The organism is Sporocytophaga myxococcoides DSM 11118 (genome assembly GCF_000426725.1).
GTDB lineage: Bacteria > Bacteroidota > Bacteroidia > Cytophagales > Cytophagaceae > Sporocytophaga > Sporocytophaga myxococcoides.
Window position 1 is genome coordinate 1 of record NZ_KE384560.1, and the last position, 23,135, is coordinate 23,135.

Consider the following 23,135-nt stretch of genomic DNA (forward strand, 5'->3'; position numbering starts at 1 on the left):
GTACCAGGGGCGGGACTTGAACCCGCACGTCCAAGCGGACACAAGATTTTAAGTCTTGCGTGTCTACCAATTCCACCACCCCGGCAAAGATTTTAAAGTGGAAGATGTTGATTTTTAATAGTCAACCCCTATTTAACAAATAACCCCGGCAACCGGGGTTTTATTTGAGCGGGAAACGAGACTCGAACTCGCGACCCCGACCTTGGCAAGGTCGTGCTCTACCAACTGAGCTATTCCCGCTTATTATTTCCTTAATGGGACTGCAAAGGTAATAGATGAATTTAATAAGTCAATAGCATCGCCCAAATTTTTTTAATTTTTTTTCCAAAAATTATTGATTTCGCTTTTAAGGTGGTTTTTGCTAATTTTGATCATCTTCTTATTGCATGAATCTCAGAATCTTTTTTGATAACATCAAGGAGCCTTTTGAAAAGCCTTCTGTCGACCCTACACTATTTGTAAACAACATTAAAGTTCACAGTGAAGATTTTCCAGACTGGAAGGAGGCTGATATAGCATTGATTGGCTTGGTAGAGGACAGGGGGAGCATGAGCAATAACAATCTTGAAAACGGCCCGGATGAAATCAGAAAGAAATTATATAATCTGAAAAGAGGAGGTGGAGCATATAAGATCGTTGATCTTGGAAACCTCCGTTGCGGTGTAAACCTTGAAGAAAGTTACCTGAGAGTTAAAGAGGTTTGTGAAATGTTGATGCAGCACAATACTATCCCGGTTTTATTTGGAGGTACGCATGATCTTGATTTTGGGCAGTTTCTCGGATATGAATCATCCGGAAAGGTGATCAATATGCTTAATGTCGATGCATTTGTTGATATGACAGCAAACAGAGAAGACATGAGCCGCCATCATATCCATAAAATTCTAGTCAACGATCCTAATATTATTTTTCATTATAGTCAGCTTGCACACCAATCTTATCTGGTAGATCCGGAGACAATCAACGTCCTGGAAAAACTCTATTTCGAAACGCGAAGGCTCGGACAGTTGCGTGAAAGCCTGGAAGATATAGAGCCAGTGGTGAGAAATGCAGATATGCTGAGTTTTGATATTACTGCTATTAAACAAGCAGATGCTCCTGGTAATGCCAATGCACAACCCTTTGGTTTGACAGGTGAAGAAGCTTGCCAGATCTGCTGGTATGCAGGTCTCAGCTCTCGTCTCAGTTCATTTGGAATTTATGAATATAACCCTGAGCTGGATTTCAGGGGACAGACTGCAGGAGTGATCGCAACTATGGTCTGGTATTTCATAGAAGGTTTTTATCTGCGTCAGGAGGATAAAGATTTAGGCAGTGCTAATTTTACCAAATATATTGTATCCCTTCAGGAAGAGCCACATAAACTGGTTTTTTATAAAAATGAGAAATCCGAAAAGTGGTGGCTTGAGGTTCCATATCCTGAAGGAAAAAGTAAATTTGCGAGAAATTCAATAGTTCCCTGCAGCTATGCAGATTATCAGGATGCCAATAATGGCGAGATTCCTAACCGCTGGTTGCTAACCCATGCAAAACTAATTTGATGCTGACAGGTTATTTCTTCAGTATGGAGAAAGAACCCATTACCGTTGTCGATAATTTCACACTGGCATCTCCTGTAGAAAGGATACTTGCTTTGTTTATCGATTATATAGTTGCAGGAGTAATTTATACTTTATTCTTTTTCATCTTGCCGGGATTTATCGCAGCGCTGGCTAGTACATTGTATTTGATTTTCAGGGATAATTTTCGTTTTCTAGGTTATAAATCTTTGGGGAAAAAAGTTTTTAAAATCGAGGTTTTAAAAAATGACTCTCCCAGAATCAGTATTAAAACTGCCCTGAAGCGTAACTTTGTTTTCCTTACAGCGCTCCTCAATATTAATCCCGGTTCCTGGTTTTATATTGCAGGTTCAATAACCCTGTTATTCTTTGCTATTGAAGGTTATTTATTGCTTACAACAGATGACAATCAAAGACTGGGAGACTATTTCGCAGATACTTTAGTTGTAAAGGAATAAGCTATTTCTTTGAATATTCCTGAAGGTCAAGATCCAGAGACCCTACCAGAACATTTGCTTCCACTTTTAAAAGAATTCTTCTTTCATCATTCGTGATCCATGCTTTTACGGGTAGTTCACCACTAAGAAGATTATTAGGAGGAAGGATGGGGGCAATTTTATATGCAGTTCCTTTGCCAAATATACTTTTGACTTTCTCTGTTCCAAGATATTTTACTTTGATGTTATATGCGCTTTCATCAAGGAACACATCTATTACCATCGTATCACCAACTGCCATGGAATTAAAATTAGCATTTCTCAATAAGTATAATGAACTGATCATATCTTCCATGTCAGCTGTTATTTCAAATGTTTTATTTTTGATATTCTCTTTTCTTGTGGTATCAGTCACAAATACTTTATTTTCAAATCTGTTGAAAATGGAAAATTCATCTTTACGATACTTGTTTTCCTGAAGGTGTCTTGAAAATTTTAAAGGAAGGAGGTCAAATGTATCCACACAAGTTTCCCAGGTATCATCAAGATTGGACATCCATCCAGCTGCGCCTTTCAACTTGCAATTGGCTCTGACGCTGTAACAAGGAGTTTTATCTGCCCAGTGAAGTTTGTTGTCATTTTCGATAATCAATGTGCCGGCATTAAGCAGGCCATAGCTGGCATTATATTTAAACCGCTCACCTTCCTTATAATAGTTATGTGTATGCTTGATTTGTTTATGTGTTGGGATAAATAGCTCCTTGCCACCTTTTTCACCTTCACAGCTACATAAAAACCATACAGGTATAAATAACAAAAGAAAATAAAGGGGGAAATATGCAGATTTATTCATGCTCATTTTTTAAGTGGGTATGACTCCAAAAAATTGTGCCATATTTTTCAAATTTAATATTTCTGTTCCAGTAAAAGCAAAAAAGAAAGCATAATGTGTCATATCCAAAAATCCTTTTAATAGGAGCTTTTGAAATAATGCTTCTATTGCAATTCATGAGAATCAATAGTTTGCAATGCTTTATAAGGTGTATCGAAAAAACTTTTTCTTTTTGAGGTTAAAGATATTTAAACTTGTACAAGTTAAAATCGAGAAAAATATGAAAGGAATTCTGGCAATAAGTCTTTTGATACTTTCCAATGCATTTATGACTATGGCTTGGTATGGTCATCTGTTTTTTAAGAAAGTGCCCTGGTTCAGCAAGCTGGGCTTGTTTGGTGTTATTATGATCAGTTGGGGAATGGCTTTTTTCGAATACTGTTTTCAGGTGCCTGCCAACCGGATAGGTTTTGAGGAGAATGGTGGTCCTTTTTCACTATTTGAACTAAAAGTGATTCAGGAAGCAGTTTCTTTAACAGTCTTTACGGCCTTTGCAATTCTTGTTTTCAAATCCGATAAACTGGCCTGGAACTACCTGGTAGGCTTTGCATTGCTCATACTGGCTGTTTTCTTTATATTTAAAAAATGGTAAGTTGCAATTGGTATAAGAATTACCTTAGACAGAAATTAATATTATTGAGCTGATGGCAGAAATTACAGATAAAGAGCGTTCGGAGTTATTATATACAAAATTAAAGCAGGTTAGAGAAGAAGTAGGAAAGGTGGTGATTGGTCAGGAATATATGCTGAATCGCTTGCTTTTGGGTTTATTTACAAATGGTCACATATTACTGGAAGGTGTTCCTGGTCTTGCCAAAACGTTAATGGTAAATACCCTTGCTAAAGTTTTACATCTTGATTTTAACAGGATCCAGTTTACCCCCGATCTTCTGCCCGCAGATCTCATTGGTACCATGATTTACAATCAGGCCAAGAGTGATTTTGAGGTTAAGAAAGGGCCCATTTTTGCCAACCTTATTCTTGCAGATGAGGTAAACAGATCTCCTGCTAAAGTACAGGCAGCTTTACTTGAATCTATGCAGGAAAGACAGGTGACGATCGGTGAAACGACGTTTAAGCTGGACAGTCCATTTTTGGTATTGGCCACTCAAAACCCCGTTGATCAGGAAGGCACCTATCCATTGCCGGAAGCCCAAATGGACCGTTTCATGATGAAAGTCCATGTTGATTATCTCGACAAGGAATCGGAACTGGAAGTCATGAGACGTATGTCAAACATGAACTTCAGATATGAACCGAAAACTATTCTTGACAAAGGTGATATTGCCATGATCAGAAATGAGATCAATAAGGTGAATATGTCTGAAAGCCTTGAGAAGTACATTATAGAACTTGTGTTTGCAAGTCGCAGACCAAAGGAATATGGACTTAACGATGAGGCAGAATACATTCAGTATGGTGCTTCGACAAGAGCAAGTATCAATCTGAACCTGGCTTCTAAGTTCATAGCCTTTTCCAATCAAAGAGACTATGTACTGCCTGAAGATGTGAAGTCAGTTGCTTATGATGTTTTAAATCACCGTATCATTCTTAACTATGAAGCCGAAGCTGATGGAGTGACCACAAGGCAGATCATCGAATCTATCTTAAGAAAAGTAACTATAGGAAAAGTATAACAATAGGGAGAAGCTGATAGGGAATCAATTTAACATTTTGATAACCTGTGTATAACTCAGGATTAATAAGAGTTTGTGATCTTTGAATCATATCCGAAATGATTATTAACGGCTCTCCTGCGTTAGTAATTGACTTTTAAATCTGAAAAGGCCGAAGAGACGCTTCGGCTTTTTTTATTTTAACCCGGAGCAATTATTTATTACTCCGGGTTTAACTCTTTCTACTATCCTTTATTCTATTATTAACTTTTCTGTGTGTGGATCTCCATCACCTGCTACTCTCAGGAAGTAAATTCCTTTTTCCAGATGTGACAAGTTTAGCGGTGTTTCAGATCCTGCTTCAGAAGCGTTTTTCTCTTCTGAATATTTTAAGCTCCCTTTGCTGTCAAAAACTTCTATTTTAACTGCAGGGCTTTCATTCAATATTTTCACATTGAAAATACCAGAACTTGGATTTGGATATAAAATCAGATTGTTTGTTGTGTGACTAGTATATTGTTCAATCGTGGCATAATCATCCGACGCAACTCTTGCATTGTTGCTTGCTGGCAATACTTCTAGTAATTTCAGCCTCCATCCCGTAGCAGTCAGTTCCGCATATTTTTTTCTATAGTCCTGATAATTCCACTCATATATCTGAACTTCTCCTGCTGAAGATGGACGCCATACTGCTGTATATTTTACTGCGCCGTTCACTATTGTTTGATTCAGAAGGAACAATCTCCAGCCCTGGCCCCACAACTGGTCATATTTGGTTCTGTAATCGGTGTAGTTCCATTCATATACCTGCACTTCGCCGCTTGTGCTTGGTCTCCATACTGCGATGTATTTTACTACTCCATTTACAACAACATTGTTAAGGATATGAAGACGGTAGCCTTGTCCCCAAAGCTGATCATATTTTGCTTTGTAATCAGCGTAGTTCCATTCATACACCTGTACTTCTGCGCTTGTGCTAGGTCTCCATATTGCAGTATATTTTACAACCCCATTTACAACAACATTGCTAAGTAGCTGAAGCCTCCAGCCTTGTCCCCACAGCTGATCATACTTGGCTCTGAAGTCTGCATAGTTATATTCATATACTTGTATTTCGCTGCTTGTGTTTTTTCTCCATATAGCAGAATAATATACCTTACCCTGGTCAACATGCTGGTCAAGCTTAAACAGTCTCCATCCCTGGTTCCATATGTCATCGTACTTTTTCCTATATTCTGTATAGCTAACTCCGATAAGCTGAATTTCTTCAGCAGTTGAAGGTGAGAATACAGCAGTGACTCTAACGGCAGGCTTATTGATGAGATTATTTCTATAGTTGTGCTGTAAAGTTTTAACAATTAGTGTTCTCTGCTGTGTAGAAAATTGCCATGGTGGCTGGCAACCACCAAAGTAGCTCATGACATTTGACTTGTTAGCCGTGAAACTAATATTGTTTATCGTATAAGTATTTGTAGCGTTACAGCCTCCTACATTGTTAGTATAATAGGCTGTTCCTGCATCCGGATTGGTATCACTCAATCTATCTCCATCCAGAGCGTTGGCATTACCACCATTGTTATTGATAAAGGCAGTAGCTTTTGCTGGTGTGTCGGTAAGATTGTCGCTCCACCCTGGAAAGGTATGATAAAGACCGAAGTAATGTCCTAGTTCATGAACAAATGTAGCTCTATTGCCCTGAGCATAATCCAGACGGTTATAGAACGCTACGAAGTTGACGTTGCTCGTAGGCAGGGGCGCAAAGGACAATGCCGGAGTATAGCCAGTGTTTGGAGGATAGGCAAAAGCATTGCTTGCTGGTGTAGCATTAGTTCCTCCGTGACGAAGGAAGATGACTGCTTTACCAGGGTATTTAGCAGCCTCATTGTTTGGTGCTACCCACCAGTTGCTTCCTCCGTTTGCCATACTGTTGAGCGTTGTGCTGTTCAATGGAGTCCAATCGGTAGCCGGATCAAATTCAAGTCTTATTCCTGCAGCGGCAAATGCACTGTTTGCATCGGCAATATGTGTTTGAAGTTGTGCAATGGTGACAGTATTACCTCTGCCTCCATTATCATCCGATAGGGGAATTACGTGCACACGAACGTAATAATTAATTGTCTGGGCAGAAGCCTTACTAAGTGCAAGAATGAATAGTAACATAAAGAGCAACGTCATTGCATTCATTCTTTTCTTCTTTCTGGCTGCATTAAAGGAGCCATAACTTTTGGAAATGAGTTTTCTTTTTTTCATTCTGGATGAAATTTTAGGTTAAATCCTTTAGGCCATGAAAGGACATCATGCCAGCCTTTTTTCGTCTGGATTTTGTGTTAGAAATTGAAAAGGAAAGATTGTTAAATTACGATATAAAATTGCTGGTAGTCAGTAATTTAACTGTGGCTAAAATAGAGAAATTATTTATTCTAGTGCGATTTAAGCTAAAAATATTTTTTATAATCCAACCAGTTTATATTCTCAAGGCCGTCCCCGAAATACTATATCATTTAAAGTATTTCTACTTAATAGTATTGTAGGACCTCATTACTTTATAAATGCTGATGGATTAATATTAATTGAATGAATTCTGATCAAAGCAGTAATATTTTTCCTGAAAACCATTACTTTTTTAATTTCCATTTTTATTTATTCATGAACAGATTGTGTTATTTCTATGGTCATTAATTAAAAATCATAATATGAATACAAAAATTCTTCTAGCTCTGATATTTCTACTATCTGCTACTTGTCTGAAAGCTCAGGTTACTTCCTGCCTTACTAATGATGTCGATGGTTATGCATCCCTTAGCGGAGAGGGTCTTGGTACAACTACCGGTGGGAAAGGTGGAACAGTAGTAAATATTTCCAGTCTTTCTCAACTTGAGGATTGGGTTTCTTCACGTGAAGATAACAGCTCACCTGAAATTGTATACATCAATGGACTTATTGAACAGCCTGGTACATCTTCTATGGTCCTGACCATTAAAAGAGGAGGAAATATAAGTATCATCGGTAATACTTATGATGCAGGATTAAAAAACATAGGTCTGAACTTCAGAGAGTATACAAATGTGATAGTAAGAAATCTTACTGTAAGAGAAGTATTTTATCCTAATGATGGAATTACCATTGATGAATGTCACCATGTCTGGATTGATCATTGTGACCTATACAGTAAAAACGGACCAGGCATAGGTGTTGACACCTATGATGGTTTACTTGATGTGAAAAATGGTTCTCATAATGTTACCATCTCCTGGAACAAACTTCACTCTCATAAAAAGGTAAATTTGCTGGGCCATACAGACAATAGTTCTGCACAATCAATTGATAAAAATATAAGAGTTACTTTCCACCACAATTATTATTATGATAATGATGGAAGAAATCCATCTTTAAGATGGGGAGCAGCGCATGTTTATAATAATTATTATAAGGACATATATGATTATGGTATAGCTGTTCGTCAGGGCGCACATGCCTTGATAGAAAATAATATTTATGAGAACGTTATCACACCTATATCTACAAATAAGTTTACAGGTGAAGGGTATGCTTGTGAAAGAGGTAATGTGTTTACCGGATGTGGACCTAACTCCATAACTCAAACTGAATGCAGCTGGTGGAATTCAAGTACTCTTCCCTATAATTATTCTTTAACACCAACTGATAATCTTATAGCTTTGCTAACAACTAAAACAGGAACTTGCTCTTCATCAACTGTAACTGATTTGCAAACGAAAAACACTTTGGGCCTTTTTAACGGTGTATTCCCTAATCCTACAAATAGGAGTTTTACCGTAAAAGCAGATAGACCAGTTAAAAGTATAAGCATTGTCGACCTATTCGGAAAACTTCTGGAAGAGCAATCCACAATAGTTGTCAGAGAGGATATAGAAGTGGGAGCGGATCTTCCTGAAGGTACTTATATGTTGATGGTTGAATATTTTTCCGGAGAGAGGGAAGCTGTGAAAATTGTTAAAGTAAAGTAATCCTAGCCTATTTGAATGTTGATTGATTAGTTATATAAGGCGAGTGGAAGATAAATAATTTACTTGTTGTATTGTAGTTGACGTAGTGTCAATCTATTTCAGGACTATAGATAGGTTTGAATAGTTAATTTAAAAAAATCCCGGCTGCCTTCTTTAAAAGCAACCGGGAATATTTTATAATATTATAATAGCTTTTTACTTCAGCTCATCAAGTTTAGCTTTCACAACATCTACTGCTTTCTTCATCTTCTCAACATCGCTTGCAGCGGCGGCCTGGTCAAGCTTGTTTTGCTCAACATCTTTTTTCAGTTGCTCAAGTTCAGCAGCATTGTCTTTTATTTTTTGTTCAAGATTTATTTTCTCCTGTTTGTTTTTATCAATATCGCGAACAAGATTTTCTCCATCTTTTACTTTTCTTTCCTGATTTTTAACAGAAGTGTTTAATGCTTTCTCTGCATCTTTAATTTGATTGTTTACATCAACTCTATAGCATTCCAAAGCAAATTCATATAATATTTTTTCAGCAGCTTTGTATGCACTGGAATTGGACTCTTTGGTTACGTGAGTGGTTCCCATGTCTATTGCCCACCATACCTTGGTTCCTTTTCCCGAACCTTCTACCTTAGATACTATTTTAACAGGGCTTGAAGAGATATCGGAAACATTCCCAGCTGGGACAGTATAAATGCCTTTAGAACTTTCCGTTTTTCCATAACTCTTTAATTGTTTCTCCCACATCTTCTCTACCATTTTCTGGTCAAGATCAATTACTACAAAGAGGCCTGACCTTTCCAGCTTATCAATTGTTTCTGTTGATTCGCCTACTTTTACTTTTTGAGCCAAAACAAATTGGGAAGCAATAAATAAGAGTAATGTAAATACTATTTTCTGCATAAGATTTTTGTTTAAATATTAATTGCTAAACAATATTAATTTCTTTAAATTATTTAATCAAAGGGTTTTGTTTTATTTCCTGAATATTTTAAAACCTAAACAGGATGAAAGGAAAAGTATTAATTACAGGTGGTACGGGAATTATAGGATCAAGGTTAACTCAAATTCTCAAAGAAAAGGGTTATGAAGTTGCTTATTTGAGCAGATCAACTGGAAAAGGCGGTATTAAGACGTTTGTATGGGATATTAAAACCGGTGCTATAGATGATAATGCAATAAAATTTGCTGATTATATTGTACACCTGGCGGGGGCCAATGTCTTTGAAAAAAAGTGGACAAACGAGGTAAAACAGGAAATAATAGATAGTCGGGTGAAATCAGCAGACTTGCTTACTGATACATTGAAGAAACTCAAACAACCATTAAAAGCATTTATATCTGCTTCTGCTATTGGTTACTATGGAGCAGATACAGGTGACAAGAGAATAGTGGAAACATCTCCTAAGGGTAAGGATTTCATCTCAAAGGTAACTGAAGAGTGGGAGGCTGCAGTGGATAAGGCGGCTGCTTTGGGAATCAGAACTGTGAAGCTTAGAACAGGTATTGTTTTCAGTAAAGACGGAGGGGCTTTGGAACAGCTGGTGAAAACTGTAAACAGAAGTATGGGCGCCTCAGTTGGGAGCGGAAAACAGCTTATTTCATGGATACATGTAGATGATCTCTGCAATATGTATATAAAAGCTATTGAAGATGAATCAATGAGCGGAGTCTACAATGCTGCAGGTGTTCATCCGGATACAAATCATGAAGTAATGAAAGAAGTTGCGGAATTACTCGGGAAAAGTTTGCTTCCAAATGTGCCATCATTTGTACTTAAGATGATGTTGGGTAGTGAAAGAGCAGAAATGGTCCTGGGTGGAAATAATATTTCTGAAGAAAAAATTCTAAACACTGGTTTTCAGTTCAAGTACAAAGAACTAAAACCAACCTTACAAGAGCTTTTAACACAAAACTAATAATTAAATCCTTCTATATCTGCTGGTTTAGGGCGTTAGGCCAAATATGACCATGGTTTTAAAAACAACCTGATCCTTAAATCCGTTTAATGTAGGTAGATAAATAATCGAGGTAGGAACAAAATTTTTTAAATTATGGACGACTACAGATCACCTAATCCTTTAAAATCAGACGATTTTTCTGGAGAACCAAATCAAAATTCTAATCCAATTAATCCTTCAAAAAATCTAAAAGTTGTTAATGAAGAGCAGCAGAGGGTAGAAGAAGAAAACAAAATCAGAAAAGCATTTAAAGAACGGGACTGGAATGAAATAAAAAGTGCGGATTCCTGGGCTGTATTTAAAGTCATGGCGGAGTTTGTCGAAGGTTTTGAAAAACTCGCTAAAATCGGCCCTTGTGTTTCTATATTCGGTTCTGCCCGTACCAAACAGGATAATCCTTACTATCAGATGTCTGTAGAAATTGCAGCCAAACTTGTGCGTCATGGATATGGAGTAATCACAGGTGGCGGACCTGGAATTATGGAGGCTGCAAATAAAGGTGCACATATGGAAGGTGGAAAATCGGTAGGGCTTAATATTCAGCTTCCTCACGAGCAATTTCACAATGTGTATATAGATCGCGATAAGATTCTTAACTTTGAGCATTTCTTTGTGAGAAAAGTAATGTTTGTAAAATATTCTCAGGGCTTTATTGTAATGCCCGGTGGCTTCGGTACACTGGACGAATTATTTGAAGCTCTTACATTAATTCAAACCAAAAAGATCGGAAGATTCCCGATAGTTCTTGTCGGTAAATCTTTCTGGAAAGGTCTGATGGACTGGATTGAGCATATCATGTACACCAAAGAAACTTGTATCGATATTAAAGATATGAGCCTTGTAACGATTGTGGATACTCCTTCAGAGGCTGTGAAGGCTATAGATGATTTCTATTCTAAATATCTGCTTCAACCAAACTTCTGATCATTGAATAAAAGCTTAACAATAGGACTTACAGGTATACTGGTATGTATTTCAGGATTCGGTTTTTATGGCACTCTTGCTCATAAACTGGAATACATACCGGAAGACCAACTCCGGCATCAGCGTAAAATTAAAAGAATACCAGAAGATATGACTTTTGCCGGGGAGAAGGTCCATTTTAAATCCCCGGATGCTTACCTAAGATATTATAGAGAACTTAAGGTTAACACACAAAGTAATTCAAGTACAAGGCTTCTTTTCAGAAATGTAAGAATCTGGCTTCCTGAAATAACAAGGATTGTACAGGCTTATAATCTTCATGATGATTTTAAATATTTGGCAGTTGCGGAGAGCAATCTGAGTAATTCTATTTCCCCTAAGGGCGCTGCTGGTTTCTGGCAGCTTACTGTGCCTACAGCTCTTGAGCTCGGCCTTGTCGTAAATGAAGAGGTGGATGAGCGTTATCATCCATTCAGGGCAACAAAAGCGGCTTGCAGATTCTTTAAAAAATCTTATAAAATATTCGGAAACTGGACCTCAGTGGCAGCTTCCTATAACAGGGGAGTTGGAGGTTTACAAAGGGCATTCAATAACCAAAGTGTAAATTCATATTACGATCTTGCACTGAATGACGAAACTTCCCGCTATCTCTATCGCATTTTAGCTATAAAAGATCTGCTTAACCATCCTGCGAAATACGGAATTACTGTTTTGCGCAAGCAGAGGCCAAAGATGAAGCTTGTGCGTGTTGATTCCACTATTACCAATCTTGACAAGTTTGCAAGATTACATAAAACCGATTTGGTAACACTAAAAGAATTCAACCCCTGGATTCTTGGTAATAAATTGACTGTCAGTAACAAAAAGATGAGTTTCGAGATAATCATTCCGTTAGAAGCTACCCGTATAGCTCTGAAACCGCAAATTGACAGCAACAAGATGCTTATTCCTGAAAAAGATGTTGACAAACTTAGCAATATCATGAATGGAGCATCCATCGGGGAGTTTGAACCCGACGCTTTTAAAAATTCCTACTAAGAGTATTCCTGTTATTGCTTTTTTCCTTTTAACTTGCATTTCGGGTAAGCGAACCTTCCCTTATAGAAATTGTTATGCCAGTGGAGCGAGTTAACGAAGTGAAAAAATCTAAAGAAACAACTTTTACAGATTCTACGGGATTTGAATACATCGAAGTTTTTGGTGCAAGAGAACATAATCTCAAAAATATAGATCTTGCCATTCCGAGAAATAAACTGGTAGTCATTACCGGTATAAGCGGAAGTGGTAAGTCAAGTCTTGCGTTCGACACCATTTACGCCGAAGGGCAGAGAAGATATATGGAGAGCTTCTCAACATATGCCAGATCTTTTATCGGTGATATGGAAAGGCCGGAAGTAGATAAAATTAATGGTCTTAGTCCGGTTATTTCTATTGAGCAAAAAACGACTTCCAAAAATCCAAGATCTACCGTTGGTACCGTTACTGAAATATATGATTTTATGCGTTTGCTTTATGCAAGAGCTTCAGATGCATTTTCATATGTTACAGGAAATAAAATGGTGCGGCAGTCTGAAGATCAGATCTTGCAGCATATTATAGATAATTTCGATGGTCAGAAGCTGAATATCCTTGCTCCTGTGGTAAAAGGAAGAAAAGGTCACTACAGGGAACTTTTTCAGGAAATCAGAAAGATGGGTTTTACCAAAGTAAGAGTAGATGGGGAACTGATGGAGCTGGTCCCAAAAATGCAGGTAGATCGTTATAAGATTCACGATATAGAAATTGTGATCGACAGGGTTCTGGTGAGAGACGAAGACAGATTCAGGATTTCTCAATCTGTTAAGACTGCCATGACGCATGGAAAAGGAATTATCATGCTTTTGCAGGAAACCAAAAATGCCCAGGCGAAATTTTATTCCAAATATCTGATGGATCCGGAGTCTGGGATCTCATATGATGAACCTGCTCCGAACATGTTTTCTTTCAACAGTCCATATGGCGCTTGCCCAGTTTGCAATGGATTAGGTCAGGTGGAAGAAATAACGGAAGATGCAGTGATACCTGATACTTCTCTTAGCATAAGCAGAGGTGCAATTGAACCACTTGGGGAATACCGTGATATATGGATCTTCAAACAGATTGAAGCCATCCTGAAAAAATATCAACTGAATGTAAGCACTCCGGTTTCAAAAATTCCCAGAGAAATACTGGATGTAATTTTATATGGAACCGAAGAAGCCGTTAGAATGAAGGCTTCATCCGGTAATGTTTACAACTTTAAGTTTGATGGAATCATCAACTTTATGAAGCAGCAGCAAGAGTATGGTTCTGAAAAGACCCAGGACTGGCTTAGCGATTATACCACAGTTAACGTTTGCCATGAATGTCATGGAGCAAGGCTGAAAAAGGAATCTCTTCATTTTAAAATCAACGGAAAGAATATCTCGGAGCTAGCCAGGATGGACATTTCCACTCTGGACACATGGTTTACCAACCTTGATAAAAAACTTACTTCAAGACAAAAGCAAATCGCAGCAGAGGTAGTTAAAGAAATCAAAAAGAGAATAGGTTTTCTTGTAGACGTAGGGTTGGATTATCTGATGTTGGACAGGCCCATGAGAACACTCTCTGGTGGTGAATCTCAAAGGATCAGACTTGCAACGCAGATAGGTACTCAACTTGTCGGTGTACTTTATATTCTTGACGAGCCTAGTATTGGTCTGCATCAGCGTGATAACGTAAAGCTGATAAGTGCTTTGAAAAATCTGAGAGATATCGGTAACTCTGTTCTTGTAGTAGAGCACGACAAGGATATGATGCTCGAGTGTGATTACATACTTGACATAGGTCCTGGAGCTGGACGTCATGGAGGAAATGTTGTAGCATCAGGAACTCCTGATGAATTCCTTAAGAAGGATAGCTTAACGGCCAAGTATTTAAAAGGTAAACTGAATATTGAAGTCCCTGCGAAAAGAAGGGATGGTTCTGGAGAATACCTGAAATTGCTAGGTGCAAAAGGGAATAACCTGAAGAATGTCAATCTTGAACTTCCGCTTGGTAAGATGATTTGTATAACAGGTGTATCAGGAAGCGGCAAATCTTCACTGATCCATGATACCTTGTTCCCGATTCTAAACAAGCATTTTTACAATTCAAGAAGAGAGCCTCTGAACTTTAAAAAAGTAGATGGACTTGAGCATCTTGACAAAGTAATTGAAGTAGATCAGTCACCTATAGGAAGAACTCCAAGGTCAAACCCTGCAACTTATACTGAAGTATTCACTGAAATACGAAATCTTTTCTCTCAGCTTCCTGAAGCTAAAATCAGAGGATATAAACCTGGTCGTTTTTCCTTCAATGTAAAGGGCGGTCGTTGTGAAACATGTGAAGGTGCAGGATTAAAGGTAATTGAGATGGACTTCCTTCCGGATGTTCATGTTTTCTGTGAAACCTGTAAGGGAAAAAGATATAACAGAGAAACACTTGAAGTCAGGTACAAAGGAAAATCTATTGCAGACGTACTTGAAATGACGGTTGAACAGGCAACGGAATTTTTCGAAAGCATTCCGAAAATTCATAGAAAAGTTCAGACCCTGTTTGAAGTTGGGCTCGGTTATATTACTCTTGGCCAGCATGCAACTACCTTATCTGGTGGAGAAGCGCAAAGAGTTAAACTGGCAACAGAGCTTTCAAAAAAAGATACAGGCAAAACTTTATATATTCTTGATGAGCCTACTACTGGTCTTCATTTTGAGGATATCAGACACTTGCTGGATGTGCTTAATAAACTTGCTGACAAAGGGAATACTGTCCTAATCATTGAGCACAACCTTGATGTAATAAAGGTTGCAGATTACATTATTGACCTTGGTCCTGAGGGTGGAGCCGGTGGTGGTGAAATCCTAGTACAGGGAACTCCTGAAGTCGTAGCCAAGGATAAACGAAGCTATACTGCGAAATTTTTAAAGGAAGAACTTAAATAGTTCTTCCTTCCTCTTTAAAATTTCTACTTTTTCTTATTGGATTATACGATAGTGGCTTTTGCTTAAAGGTTCTTTGCCATCATTTGTGTATACTGTTGCTTCCAACTGTTGCTGCCCATACCGGGAACAATAGCCATTTCCACACCGTTCTTCTTAAAGATAATGGCAATAAGATATGGACTTTATTCAACAGCCGGAGAAAGGTAAGGGTGATCCTTCTGAAAAAAGGATTCAGTTTATGAACATTCCAAATTCTACCAAACCAAGACTTGTAGTGATAGGAGGTGGATTTGGCGGGATTGAGCTTATAAAGGAACTAAAGTATTCAGGAAAGTTCCAGATTGTACTTCTTGACAGACATAATTATCACACCTTCCAGCCTTTATTATATCAAGTCGCTACAGCAGGACTTGAGCCGGATTCTATCGCGTCGCCATTGAGGAAAGTATTTAAAGGATATGACGATTTCTATTTCAGACTTACAGAAGTAGAAAAGATTAATCCGGAGAAAAATTGCATCGAAACTTCCATTGGTCATTTGAAATATGATTATCTGGTTATCGCTACCGGATCAAAAACCAATTATTATGGAATGGAAGACTTTAAGGCATTATCAATGCCTATGAAAAAAGTCTCAGAAGCACTCGATCTTAGAAGTAAGATTCTTCAAAACTATGAAAAGGCCCTTTTGATAGACGATCCTAAAGAGTTCAGCAGCACAGTTGATATTGTAATTGTGGGCGGTGGTCCTACTGGTGTGGAGTTGGCCGGTGCACTTTCTGAATTAAGAAAATATGTCTTACCAAAAGATATCCCGGAACTTGATTTCTCAAAGATGGATATTCACCTGGTAGAAGCTGGCCCAAGACTATTGTTTGGGATGTCAGATAATGCAGGGGAAAAAGCTTTAAAATATTTGAAAGAATTGGGCATTAAAGTCCATTTAAATACAGCAGTAAAATCATTTGATGGTTTTAATGTAAAGCTACAGAATGGCTCAGAGATCCTCTCTGAGACTGTTATATGGGCTGCAGGAGTAACAGGTAATGGCCTTGATGGTTTAAATCCTGAAGCTGTAAAGGCTGGTCGCTATTCTGTTGATGCTTATAACAGGATTTTGGGATATGAAAATATAATGGCTATTGGTGATGTGGCTTTGATGATCAAGGAAAAAATGCCAAAGGGGTATCCTATGCTGGCCCAGGTCGCTATTCAGCAAGGTAAACTGGCGGCGAAAAATTTGCAGGCAATATTAAAAGGTGGTGTTTTAAAACCATTCGAATATAATGACAAAGGAAGTATGGCTACAGTGGGAAGAAATAAAGCTGTAGTTGACCTCAAGAATTTTAAATTCTCAGGGATATTTGCCTGGTTTGTCTGGATGTTTGTGCACTTGCTTTTTCTGATTGGCTTTAGAAATAAAGTAACAACATTTGTAAACTGGATCTGGAACTATTTTACATTTGACCGTGCCACAAGATTGATCATAAGACCATGGTCCAGATCTGCCTGTGTAAGGGAATTTAAGGAAGAAAAAGCATATGTTGAGAAACAAAGAGGCAAAAGTTCTTAACTTTTGCCTCTTCTACATTCATCTACGCTTTTATTAAACCGCTGTCTCCAATTATCCCCATACATTTTTTTCAATTTCTTATCAGTTTTCTTATTGTTTCTGGCTAAAGCCTTTTCAACTTTTTTATTTACAACGCAGCCCAGGTCCCTCGTTCTGAAAAAGAAAAGCTCTTCTGTCTTGGATGTACACGCATCATAACTTACATGATTCGGGTCGCAATAATAAAATTCCAGATTCGTTTTCTGTTTTCTTTCAATAGCTTGCGCAAATGACAGATGCATTATTGCAAGCATTGGAATCAGTAATAATAATCTTTTCATAGGATTATTCATTTATTAAAACAACTGATAAAAATCTTAAACTGTTAATTACATTCTTTTAATCTCATTTTAAGGCTGTTTTAACATTGTTTTAAACCCCATAAATTTTCTTTGAATTATAAAAAAACATCCTGACTATTTGAATGCACCTATACTGATTTTAAATGTGTTACAGTTTTCTGCACAATTATCATCTCCAATCTTTAAAACACATTAAATACAGGGTATTATGACATCGTTACAAAACGAAAACAAAAACAAAAAAAATCAGGTAATTGCATTCGCTGCAACCGGAGCCATCATGACGGGATTGTTTGCCGGAAGTACAGTTCTTTACGTTGATAATGGTCAGCTGAAGGCAGAGAATGCTGAAAAGGTTCAGCAGATTGAAAGCCTTGAAACCATAGGTAAAAAACTGAAAAGTGACCTTCAGCAAATTAATGAAGAGCTTTCTTCAATGCAGGGAAGAAATAAAGAACTGGACCGTTTGCTGGTTTCTGCAAAGGAAGATATTAACGGCAAATCAAAGAAGATTACCTTGCTTATAAAGGATAATGCTTCCCTTAAAAAAGTTCAGAAGCAAGTCGCTGAACTCAAAAAGGTTAAATCTGGTTACTTTAGCAAGATTAAGGAGCTTGAAGAGCGCCTGGGTCTTCTTTCCAGTCAGAATGATGAATTAAGAAGAGATAACGAAAGTCTACAGGATAAATTGGATGACCTTTCTGCAAGATATTCAGAAATGGAAAGAAAGGTCGAGATAGCTTCTGTTTTAAGAGTTGAAAAAGCAACTACTTTAGGATTCAAAAAAGTAAAATCAGGTAAGCTTATTAAAAATAGTAATGCTGGTAAGGTAGACAGACTTACATTCTCTTTTGACCTGGTTGAAAACAAAGTTGCAGAGAAAGGGACAAAAACAATTTATGCAAGAGTAATAAATCCAAATGGAGAAACACTTCCTGCTCCTGCATCTGAGTCTGGTACTTTCAATAATTCAGATAACAATATAAGTTTGCCTTACAGTGTTTCAAAAGAGGTAAACTATAACAATGAGAATCTGAAAGTAGAGATGTCTTATGATTTTGCAGAGGATAAGAATGCAAAAGGATTATATAAAGTAGAGTTTTACTGCGATGGATTCTATTGCGGATCTTCTCAGATAAGACTTAAATAAGTGGTAAGCTTTCAACGTTAAAATAGTATAATTTAAATTAAAAAAAGGCAGTACATTTATATCAATTGTACTGCCTTATTCTTTTTGCCTTATGAAAATACTTTTGGTTGAAGATGAGATAAAAGTTGCATCCTTTATCAAGAAGGGGCTTGAAGAGCAATTGCATGAAGTGACAGTAGCATATGACGGATATACTGGTAAGCAAATGGCTCTGTCAAATCCATATGAGCTATTTATTCTGGATATCAATTTGCCTCAGATTAACGGCATACAACTTTGCAAAGATCTCAGAGCTGTAAATATTCAAGCACCTATTTTGTTACTTACTGCTTTGGGTACTACAGAAAATAAAGTGACAGGGCTGGATGCCGGTGCTGACGACTATTTGGTAAAGCCATTTGAATTCCCAGAACTGCTTGCCCGTCTCAGAGCACTTTCAAGGAGAACCACTTTACAAAATTCTCCCGGAACCAAGTATAAAATTGCTGACCTGGAAATGGATACTGATACCAAAACGGTTATCAGATCCGGAAAGAAAATCGACTTAACTGCAAAAGAATTTTCTCTACTCGAATACCTTTTGAAGAATAAGGGAAGAGTTATTTCCAGAGTAGACATAGCTGAAAAAGTATGGGAAATTTCATTCGATACAGGCACCAATGTTATCGATGTTTATATCAACTTTTTAAGGAAGAAAATCGACAAAGACTTTTCACCTAAACTTATTCATACACTGGTAGGTATGGGTTATGTATTAAAAGTAGAAGACTGATTATGAAGATAAGAAGTAAACTGACATTAAAGTTTACAGGTATTGTCGCGCTGATTTTGCTTATTTTCAGCATGGCAGTGTTTTATCTTTCTGAAATTAATAGATACAATGTTTTTGAAGATCGTCTTGAAGAAAGGGCACTTAATACTGCAAGGATGTTCCTTGAAGTAGATGAGATCGATGAAAAACTACTAAAGACCCTGAGAAGGAATTACCTCAAATCTCTTCCATCAGAATTTGTCAGAATCTATGATAAAAATTATAAGCCGGTATTTATAGATGATACTATAAAGTATTACTTCGATAAAGAATGGTTAAGTAAAATACAGGAAGAAGGAATTTCAAGTTATGAAGATGGTAACCGACAAGTAGTTGGTATCTTTTATTCTGATAACCAGGGAGATTTTTTAATTGTGGCCAGTGCTATTGATTGGTATGGACTAAAAAAATTAAACAACCTTGAAGCTGTATTGACAGCAGGATATTTTATATCTCTCATTATTGTGTTTTTTTCAGGACAAGTATTTGCCAGGGAAGCGCTAAAACCTATTCAGAAAGTTGTTAGTCAGGTGCAGAAAATATCAGCGTCTAATCTTCACTTAAGAGTGGATGAAGGAAATGGCAAGGATGAAATATCTGATCTTTCAATTACTTTCAACACTATGTTTACAAGGATTGAGACGGCCTTTGAATTGCAAAAAACTTTTGTCTCTAACGCCTCTCATGAGTTGCGAACTCCTCTTACCACCATTACCGGAGAAATCAGTGTAGCCTTAATGAAAGACAGAAGTGTCGATGAATATAAAGAGATCTTAAAGTCATCATTGGAAGAAGCAAAGGAATTAACCAAACTGATCAATGATCTCTTAGAACTGGCTCAGACAGGCATTGATGCAAACTCTGTGCTGATGAGTAATCTTGACTTGAGCGAAATGATCAGGAAAGCTACGGATGAGACGCTGCGGAGAAAGCCGGATGCTGTGTTAAGTCTTAATATTGCAAAGACATTTCCAAATGGACCGATTGTATTTGGCAATGAAAAACTGCTGCTCACCTGTCTTTTGAATATAATTGGCAATGCCTTTAAGTTTTCAGAAGACAAAGAAGTTCTTATTGATTTTTCTTTTAATGATCATGAGGCTTGCATTGCCATTACTGATAAAGGATTTGGCATAAGTGATGAAGAAATAAAAAACATATTTGTACCATTTTATAGATCTGAAAGGTCGGGAAATTTGCCTGGACATGGCATTGGTCTTCCGCTTACCATGAAGATTGTAAACATCCACAGAGGAAGAATAGAGGTTCAATCAGTGCCTGATAAGGGAACTACTTTTTACATTTTTTTGCCCGTTTTGTTTATTTAATACCCTTTTAATTCTCTTTTAATTAGTCTTTAACTATTAGCGAAGAGCTTTGTCTAAAGCAAGACAGATATATTTCAGCATCTATTAACTATTTGCTGGGAATTTTGTCTTAACAAGACAGATTTACTACAGAATCCATCAATTCTTTTGGGATTCAAAATTAATTAAGGGGGATAAAATCATATACAATGAAATGGTTATGCAGCATACTGCTAATAGTAGAACTACTAGTTGGGGCAGATGTTTTTGGACAAAATCAGGTATTTTCAGATACAGTTAATATTACAGTTGAGGAGGCGGATAAAAAGTTTCTGGAAAAGAATCTTTTACTATTGGCTTCCAGATATGATATAGAAGCGGCGAAAGCGCAGATCATGCAGGCGCGTTTGTGGGAAAACCCATCAGTGTATTATGAACAAGGCGTTTATAATCCTCAGACTAAAAAATATTTTGATACTTCAAAAAACGGAGAATTTATTCTTCAGGCCTCGCAGCTGGTAACGCTTGCAGGGAAGAGGAACAAAAGAATTAAACTTGGAAAGACAAGTGCCGAAATCGCAGAGTATCAGTTTTTCGATCTCCTTCGCACTCTTAAGTATGAATTAAGGTCCAATATAATAGAACTCTATTTTCTTCAGCAATCTTACCTTATGTTCAAAGATGAGATAAGAACGATGAGAAATACTGTAAGCCTTTATCAGACGCAGTATGAAAAGGGGAATATACCACTGAAAGAAATCATTCGTCTAAAGGCCTTCTTGTTTAACATGGAAAATGAAAACAAGGATTTACTTGCCCAGATTACATTAAGACAGACTACACTCCATGTGCTTCTCAATGACAGATCAAGATCCTTTTATGCTCCTATCCTGGATAAAAAGCAGGTCGATAGCCTTAATGTGAATAATGTGAAACTTCAAACACTTATAGATACAGCTAATGTAAATAGGTACGATCTTAAAGCTTATAAGTCTTCTCAGAAATATGAAGAACAAAATCTGGCTTACCAAAAAGCTCTTGCTGTTCCTGACCTTAGACTTGGTGGAGGATATGATAGAAATGGTAATTATATACCAAATTATTATGCTGTTTCTATTGCTATGGATCTACCGTTACTTAACAGAAATCAGGGGAATATAGAAATGGCCAAGAAGAGATTAGAAAGAAGCAAAGTCCTCACTGAAGAATATGAAAACAGAGTAGAAGCAGAAGTTGCAGGAGCTTTGAGCAGATCAATTGAATACAATGACCTCTATTCAAATTTTGACAATAAGTTTACCGGAGAATTTGACAGACTCATTGAAGGAATTCTTAAAAACTACGAAAAGCGAAATATAACCTTAATTGAATTCATAGACTTTTATGAGGCCTACAAAGCTTCAGTAATCCAGATGAACCAATTGCAGACAAACAGAATGAATGCGTTTGAGGAGCTTAATTTTTCAGTAGGAAAGCCTATCATTAAATATTGATATTATCTCGTATGAAAAAAATATATTTTATAATCGCCTCTGCTGTTTTGGCGGTTAGTTGTTCTGAAAAACATGCTGAAGTTCATGATGAAAAGTTTTGTCTGAGCGATACTATGAGTCGTGTGATATCCATTGATACGGTTAAAAAACAAAGACTGGCAAATGAACTTACCTTATCAGGTAAAGTTACCGCAAATGAAGATAAGGTAGTTAAAGTTTTTCCTTTAGTAGGAGGTATTATAGAAGACCTTAGAGTTGAATTAGGTGATTATGTTGAAAAAGGCCAGACCTTGGCAATAGTTAAAAGTAGTGAAATTGCAGATTTTGAAAAGCAATTGATTTCAGCTGAATCAAATCTTTCCATAGCGCAGAAAAACTTTTCAGTAACGCAGGATATGTACAAGGCTGGTCTGGCATCTGAGAAGGAAATGGTTATGGATAAGAAGGAGCTTCAAAAGGCAGAAAGTGAATTGAAAAGGATCAGAGAGGTCTTCAGAATTTATGGTATTCAGGGTAATTCTTTATATACAATGAAGGCCCCTATTTCAGGGTTCATTATCGAAAAAAATGTTACTGAAAACATGCAGTATAGAACTGAAAATGCGAATAATTTCTTTACTATTTCCGGTTTAGAAGAAATATGGGTTATTGCTAATGTTTACGAGACGGATATCAATAAGATAAAGGTTGGTTATGATGCTGAGATAAAAGTACTTCCTTATCCTGATAAGGTATTTAGAGGAAAGATAGATAAGATTTTTAATGTTCTTGATCCGGCTACACGTGTGATGAAGGTAAGGGTTAGAATGACCAATAAAGGCTTTGAATTAAAACCTGAAATGTATGCACAAGTAATTGTGAGGTATGAAGAAGGTGATAATTCCATGCTTGCCGTTCCATCTGAAAGCATTGTTTTTGATAAAAACAGAAACTTTGTGATGGTATACACTGACAAGTGTTCTATAGAAACCAGAGAGGTAGAGATTCAACAAAGACTGAATACGATTACTTACATCAAAAGTGGCCTGAAAGAAGGCGAGAGAATCATCTCAAATCATCAGCTATTGGTTTATAATGCGCTCAATAATTAATATTTATTCTGAGTGCATTT

19 protein-coding genes and 2 tRNA genes are annotated in these 23,135 nt (G+C 37.2%); 15 read left to right on the forward strand and 6 right to left on the reverse strand.

The features are described from left to right. Position 1: 1 nt before the first annotated feature. A tRNA-Leu gene (locus K350_RS0118310) sits at positions 2 to 85 on the reverse strand. 82 nt (positions 86 to 167) lie between these two features. After that, positions 168 to 240 (reverse strand) — tRNA-Gly (locus K350_RS0118315). A gap of 146 nt (positions 241 to 386) precedes the next feature. Here K350_RS0118315 and K350_RS0118320 point away from each other — a divergent pair. Together K350_RS0118320 and K350_RS0118325 are read left to right on the forward strand one after the other, a co-directional pair. Then, a complete protein-coding gene (locus K350_RS0118320; RefSeq protein WP_028981132.1) occupies positions 387 to 1,541 on the forward strand; it encodes a formimidoylglutamase in 1,155 nt (384 codons plus the stop codon). Then, positions 1,541 to 2,017, forward strand: coding sequence for an RDD family protein (locus tag K350_RS0118325; protein ID WP_028981133.1), 477 nt, complete (start codon positions 1,541 to 1,543; stop codon positions 2,015 to 2,017). Before K350_RS0118320 ends, K350_RS0118325 begins: the two co-directional genes overlap by 1 nt. A 1-nt stretch (position 2,018) precedes the next feature. Here K350_RS0118325 and K350_RS0118330 read toward each other — a convergent pair whose 3' ends face one another. Then, positions 2,019 to 2,855, reverse strand: coding sequence for a DUF3108 domain-containing protein (locus K350_RS0118330; protein WP_081671063.1), 837 nt, complete (start codon positions 2,853 to 2,855; stop codon positions 2,019 to 2,021). A gap of 253 nt (positions 2,856 to 3,108) precedes the next feature. Here K350_RS0118330 and K350_RS0118340 point away from each other — a divergent pair, with 253 nt between their 5' ends. Further along, positions 3,109 to 3,480, forward strand: a complete 372-nt coding sequence (locus K350_RS0118340) for a DMT family protein (protein WP_028981135.1) — start codon at positions 3,109 to 3,111, stop codon at positions 3,478 to 3,480. 52 nt (positions 3,481 to 3,532) lie between these two features. Continuing rightward, positions 3,533 to 4,525 carry an AAA family ATPase gene (locus K350_RS0118345; protein ID WP_028981136.1) on the forward strand — a complete coding sequence of 331 codons (993 nt, stop codon included), beginning with the start codon at positions 3,533 to 3,535 and terminating at the stop codon, positions 4,523 to 4,525. A gap of 231 nt (positions 4,526 to 4,756) precedes the next feature. Here the strand turns inward: K350_RS0118345 and K350_RS0118350 are convergent, their stop codons facing one another. Then, positions 4,757 to 6,754, reverse strand: coding sequence for a T9SS type A sorting domain-containing protein (locus tag K350_RS0118350; RefSeq protein WP_028981137.1), 1,998 nt, complete (start codon positions 6,752 to 6,754; stop codon positions 4,757 to 4,759). Between the two features lie 443 nt (positions 6,755 to 7,197). Between K350_RS0118350 and K350_RS31475 the strand changes: the two genes are divergently transcribed. Further along, entirely contained in the window at positions 7,198 to 8,490 is a 1,293-nt protein-coding gene (locus tag K350_RS31475) for a pectate lyase family protein (protein ID WP_051313310.1), read from the forward strand. A gap of 195 nt (positions 8,491 to 8,685) precedes the next feature. Here the strand turns inward: K350_RS31475 and K350_RS0118365 are convergent, their stop codons facing one another. Next, positions 8,686 to 9,384 carry a clusterin-associated protein 1 gene (locus tag K350_RS0118365; RefSeq protein WP_051313312.1) on the reverse strand — a complete coding sequence of 233 codons (699 nt, stop codon included), beginning with the start codon at positions 9,382 to 9,384 and terminating at the stop codon, positions 8,686 to 8,688. Positions 9,385 to 9,488: 104 nt separating this feature from the next. Between K350_RS0118365 and K350_RS0118370 the strand changes: the two genes are divergently transcribed. The 5 genes from K350_RS0118370 to K350_RS29480 all read left to right on the forward strand — a co-directional run bounded on the left by K350_RS0118370 (position 9,489) and on the right by K350_RS29480 (position 16,922). Next, positions 9,489 to 10,400, forward strand: coding sequence for a TIGR01777 family oxidoreductase (locus K350_RS0118370; protein WP_028981140.1), 912 nt, complete (start codon positions 9,489 to 9,491; stop codon positions 10,398 to 10,400). 135 nt (positions 10,401 to 10,535) lie between these two features. Then, positions 10,536 to 11,366, forward strand: a complete 831-nt coding sequence (locus tag K350_RS0118375; RefSeq protein ID WP_081671064.1) for an LOG family protein — start codon at positions 10,536 to 10,538, stop codon at positions 11,364 to 11,366. 3 nt (positions 11,367 to 11,369) lie between these two features. After that, positions 11,370 to 12,404 (forward strand): lytic transglycosylase domain-containing protein, encoded by a 1,035-nt coding sequence (locus tag K350_RS29475; protein ID WP_051313314.1) that lies wholly within the window; start codon positions 11,370 to 11,372, stop codon positions 12,402 to 12,404. A gap of 74 nt (positions 12,405 to 12,478) precedes the next feature. After that, on the forward strand, positions 12,479 to 15,349 hold the full coding sequence (uvrA, locus tag K350_RS0118385; protein WP_081671065.1) for an excinuclease ABC subunit UvrA: 2,871 nt from the start codon (positions 12,479 to 12,481) through the stop codon (positions 15,347 to 15,349). 175 nt (positions 15,350 to 15,524) lie between these two features. Continuing rightward, the gene (locus K350_RS29480) at positions 15,525 to 16,922 is read left to right on the forward strand and encodes an NAD(P)/FAD-dependent oxidoreductase (RefSeq protein WP_245598675.1); all 1,398 of its coding nucleotides are present in this window, start codon (positions 15,525 to 15,527) and stop codon (positions 16,920 to 16,922) included. Here K350_RS29480 and K350_RS0118395 read toward each other — a convergent pair. After that, a complete protein-coding gene (locus tag K350_RS0118395; RefSeq protein WP_156027095.1) occupies positions 16,919 to 17,242 on the reverse strand; it encodes an FEKKY domain-containing protein in 324 nt (107 codons plus the stop codon). The genes K350_RS29480 and K350_RS0118395 overlap by 4 nt on opposite strands. A gap of 229 nt (positions 17,243 to 17,471) precedes the next feature. On the opposite strand from K350_RS0118395, the gene K350_RS0118400 reads away from it, so the two are divergent. The 5 genes from K350_RS0118400 to K350_RS0118420 all read left to right on the forward strand — a co-directional run bounded on the left by K350_RS0118400 (position 17,472) and on the right by K350_RS0118420 (position 23,115). Continuing rightward, positions 17,472 to 18,413, forward strand: coding sequence for a hypothetical protein (locus K350_RS0118400; RefSeq protein ID WP_028981144.1), 942 nt, complete (start codon positions 17,472 to 17,474; stop codon positions 18,411 to 18,413). A gap of 91 nt (positions 18,414 to 18,504) precedes the next feature. Then, complete coding sequence (locus tag K350_RS0118405; RefSeq protein WP_028981145.1) at positions 18,505 to 19,185, forward strand: winged helix-turn-helix domain-containing protein; 681 nt, start codon at positions 18,505 to 18,507, stop codon at positions 19,183 to 19,185. A gap of 2 nt (positions 19,186 to 19,187) precedes the next feature. Continuing rightward, a complete protein-coding gene (locus tag K350_RS0118410; protein WP_028981146.1) occupies positions 19,188 to 20,552 on the forward strand; it encodes a sensor histidine kinase in 1,365 nt (454 codons plus the stop codon). Between the two features lie 188 nt (positions 20,553 to 20,740). Then, complete coding sequence (locus K350_RS29485) at positions 20,741 to 22,024, forward strand: TolC family protein (protein ID WP_051313316.1); 1,284 nt, start codon at positions 20,741 to 20,743, stop codon at positions 22,022 to 22,024. Between the two features lie 11 nt (positions 22,025 to 22,035). Next, positions 22,036 to 23,115, forward strand: coding sequence for an efflux RND transporter periplasmic adaptor subunit (locus tag K350_RS0118420; RefSeq protein ID WP_028981147.1), 1,080 nt, complete (start codon positions 22,036 to 22,038; stop codon positions 23,113 to 23,115). Positions 23,116 to 23,135 lie beyond the last annotated feature (20 nt).

What these genes read in the sequence shown, in the direction of transcription:
- K350_RS0118375 (WP_081671064.1), top strand. Translation starts at nt 10,536, where the DNA reads ATGGACGACTACAGATCACCTAATCCTTTAAAATCAGACGATTTTTCT.
- K350_RS0118350 (WP_028981137.1), bottom strand. Translation starts at nt 6,754, where the DNA reads ATGAAAAAAAGAAAACTCATTTCCAAAAGTTATGGCTCCTTTAATGCA.
- K350_RS0118330 (WP_081671063.1), bottom strand. Translation starts at nt 2,855, where the DNA reads ATGAGCATGAATAAATCTGCATATTTCCCCCTTTATTTTCTTTTGTTA.
- K350_RS29480 (WP_245598675.1), top strand. Translation starts at nt 15,525, where the DNA reads ATGGACTTTATTCAACAGCCGGAGAAAGGTAAGGGTGATCCTTCTGAA.
- K350_RS0118410 (WP_028981146.1), top strand. Translation starts at nt 19,188, where the DNA reads ATGAAGATAAGAAGTAAACTGACATTAAAGTTTACAGGTATTGTCGCG.
- K350_RS0118405 (WP_028981145.1), top strand. Translation starts at nt 18,505, where the DNA reads ATGAAAATACTTTTGGTTGAAGATGAGATAAAAGTTGCATCCTTTATC.
- K350_RS0118370 (WP_028981140.1), top strand. Translation starts at nt 9,489, where the DNA reads ATGAAAGGAAAAGTATTAATTACAGGTGGTACGGGAATTATAGGATCA.
- K350_RS0118365 (WP_051313312.1), bottom strand. Translation starts at nt 9,384, where the DNA reads ATGCAGAAAATAGTATTTACATTACTCTTATTTATTGCTTCCCAATTT.
- K350_RS0118320 (WP_028981132.1), top strand. Translation starts at nt 387, where the DNA reads ATGAATCTCAGAATCTTTTTTGATAACATCAAGGAGCCTTTTGAAAAG.
- uvrA (WP_081671065.1), top strand. Translation starts at nt 12,479, where the DNA reads ATGCCAGTGGAGCGAGTTAACGAAGTGAAAAAATCTAAAGAAACAACT.
- K350_RS0118340 (WP_028981135.1), top strand. Translation starts at nt 3,109, where the DNA reads ATGAAAGGAATTCTGGCAATAAGTCTTTTGATACTTTCCAATGCATTT.
- K350_RS0118420 (WP_028981147.1), top strand. Translation starts at nt 22,036, where the DNA reads ATGAAAAAAATATATTTTATAATCGCCTCTGCTGTTTTGGCGGTTAGT.
- K350_RS29485 (WP_051313316.1), top strand. Translation starts at nt 20,741, where the DNA reads ATGAAATGGTTATGCAGCATACTGCTAATAGTAGAACTACTAGTTGGG.
- K350_RS0118395 (WP_156027095.1), bottom strand. Translation starts at nt 17,242, where the DNA reads ATGAAAAGATTATTATTACTGATTCCAATGCTTGCAATAATGCATCTG.
- K350_RS0118325 (WP_028981133.1), top strand. Translation starts at nt 1,541, where the DNA reads ATGCTGACAGGTTATTTCTTCAGTATGGAGAAAGAACCCATTACCGTT.
- K350_RS0118345 (WP_028981136.1), top strand. Translation starts at nt 3,533, where the DNA reads ATGGCAGAAATTACAGATAAAGAGCGTTCGGAGTTATTATATACAAAA.
- K350_RS0118400 (WP_028981144.1), top strand. Translation starts at nt 17,472, where the DNA reads ATGACATCGTTACAAAACGAAAACAAAAACAAAAAAAATCAGGTAATT.
- K350_RS31475 (WP_051313310.1), top strand. Translation starts at nt 7,198, where the DNA reads ATGAATACAAAAATTCTTCTAGCTCTGATATTTCTACTATCTGCTACT.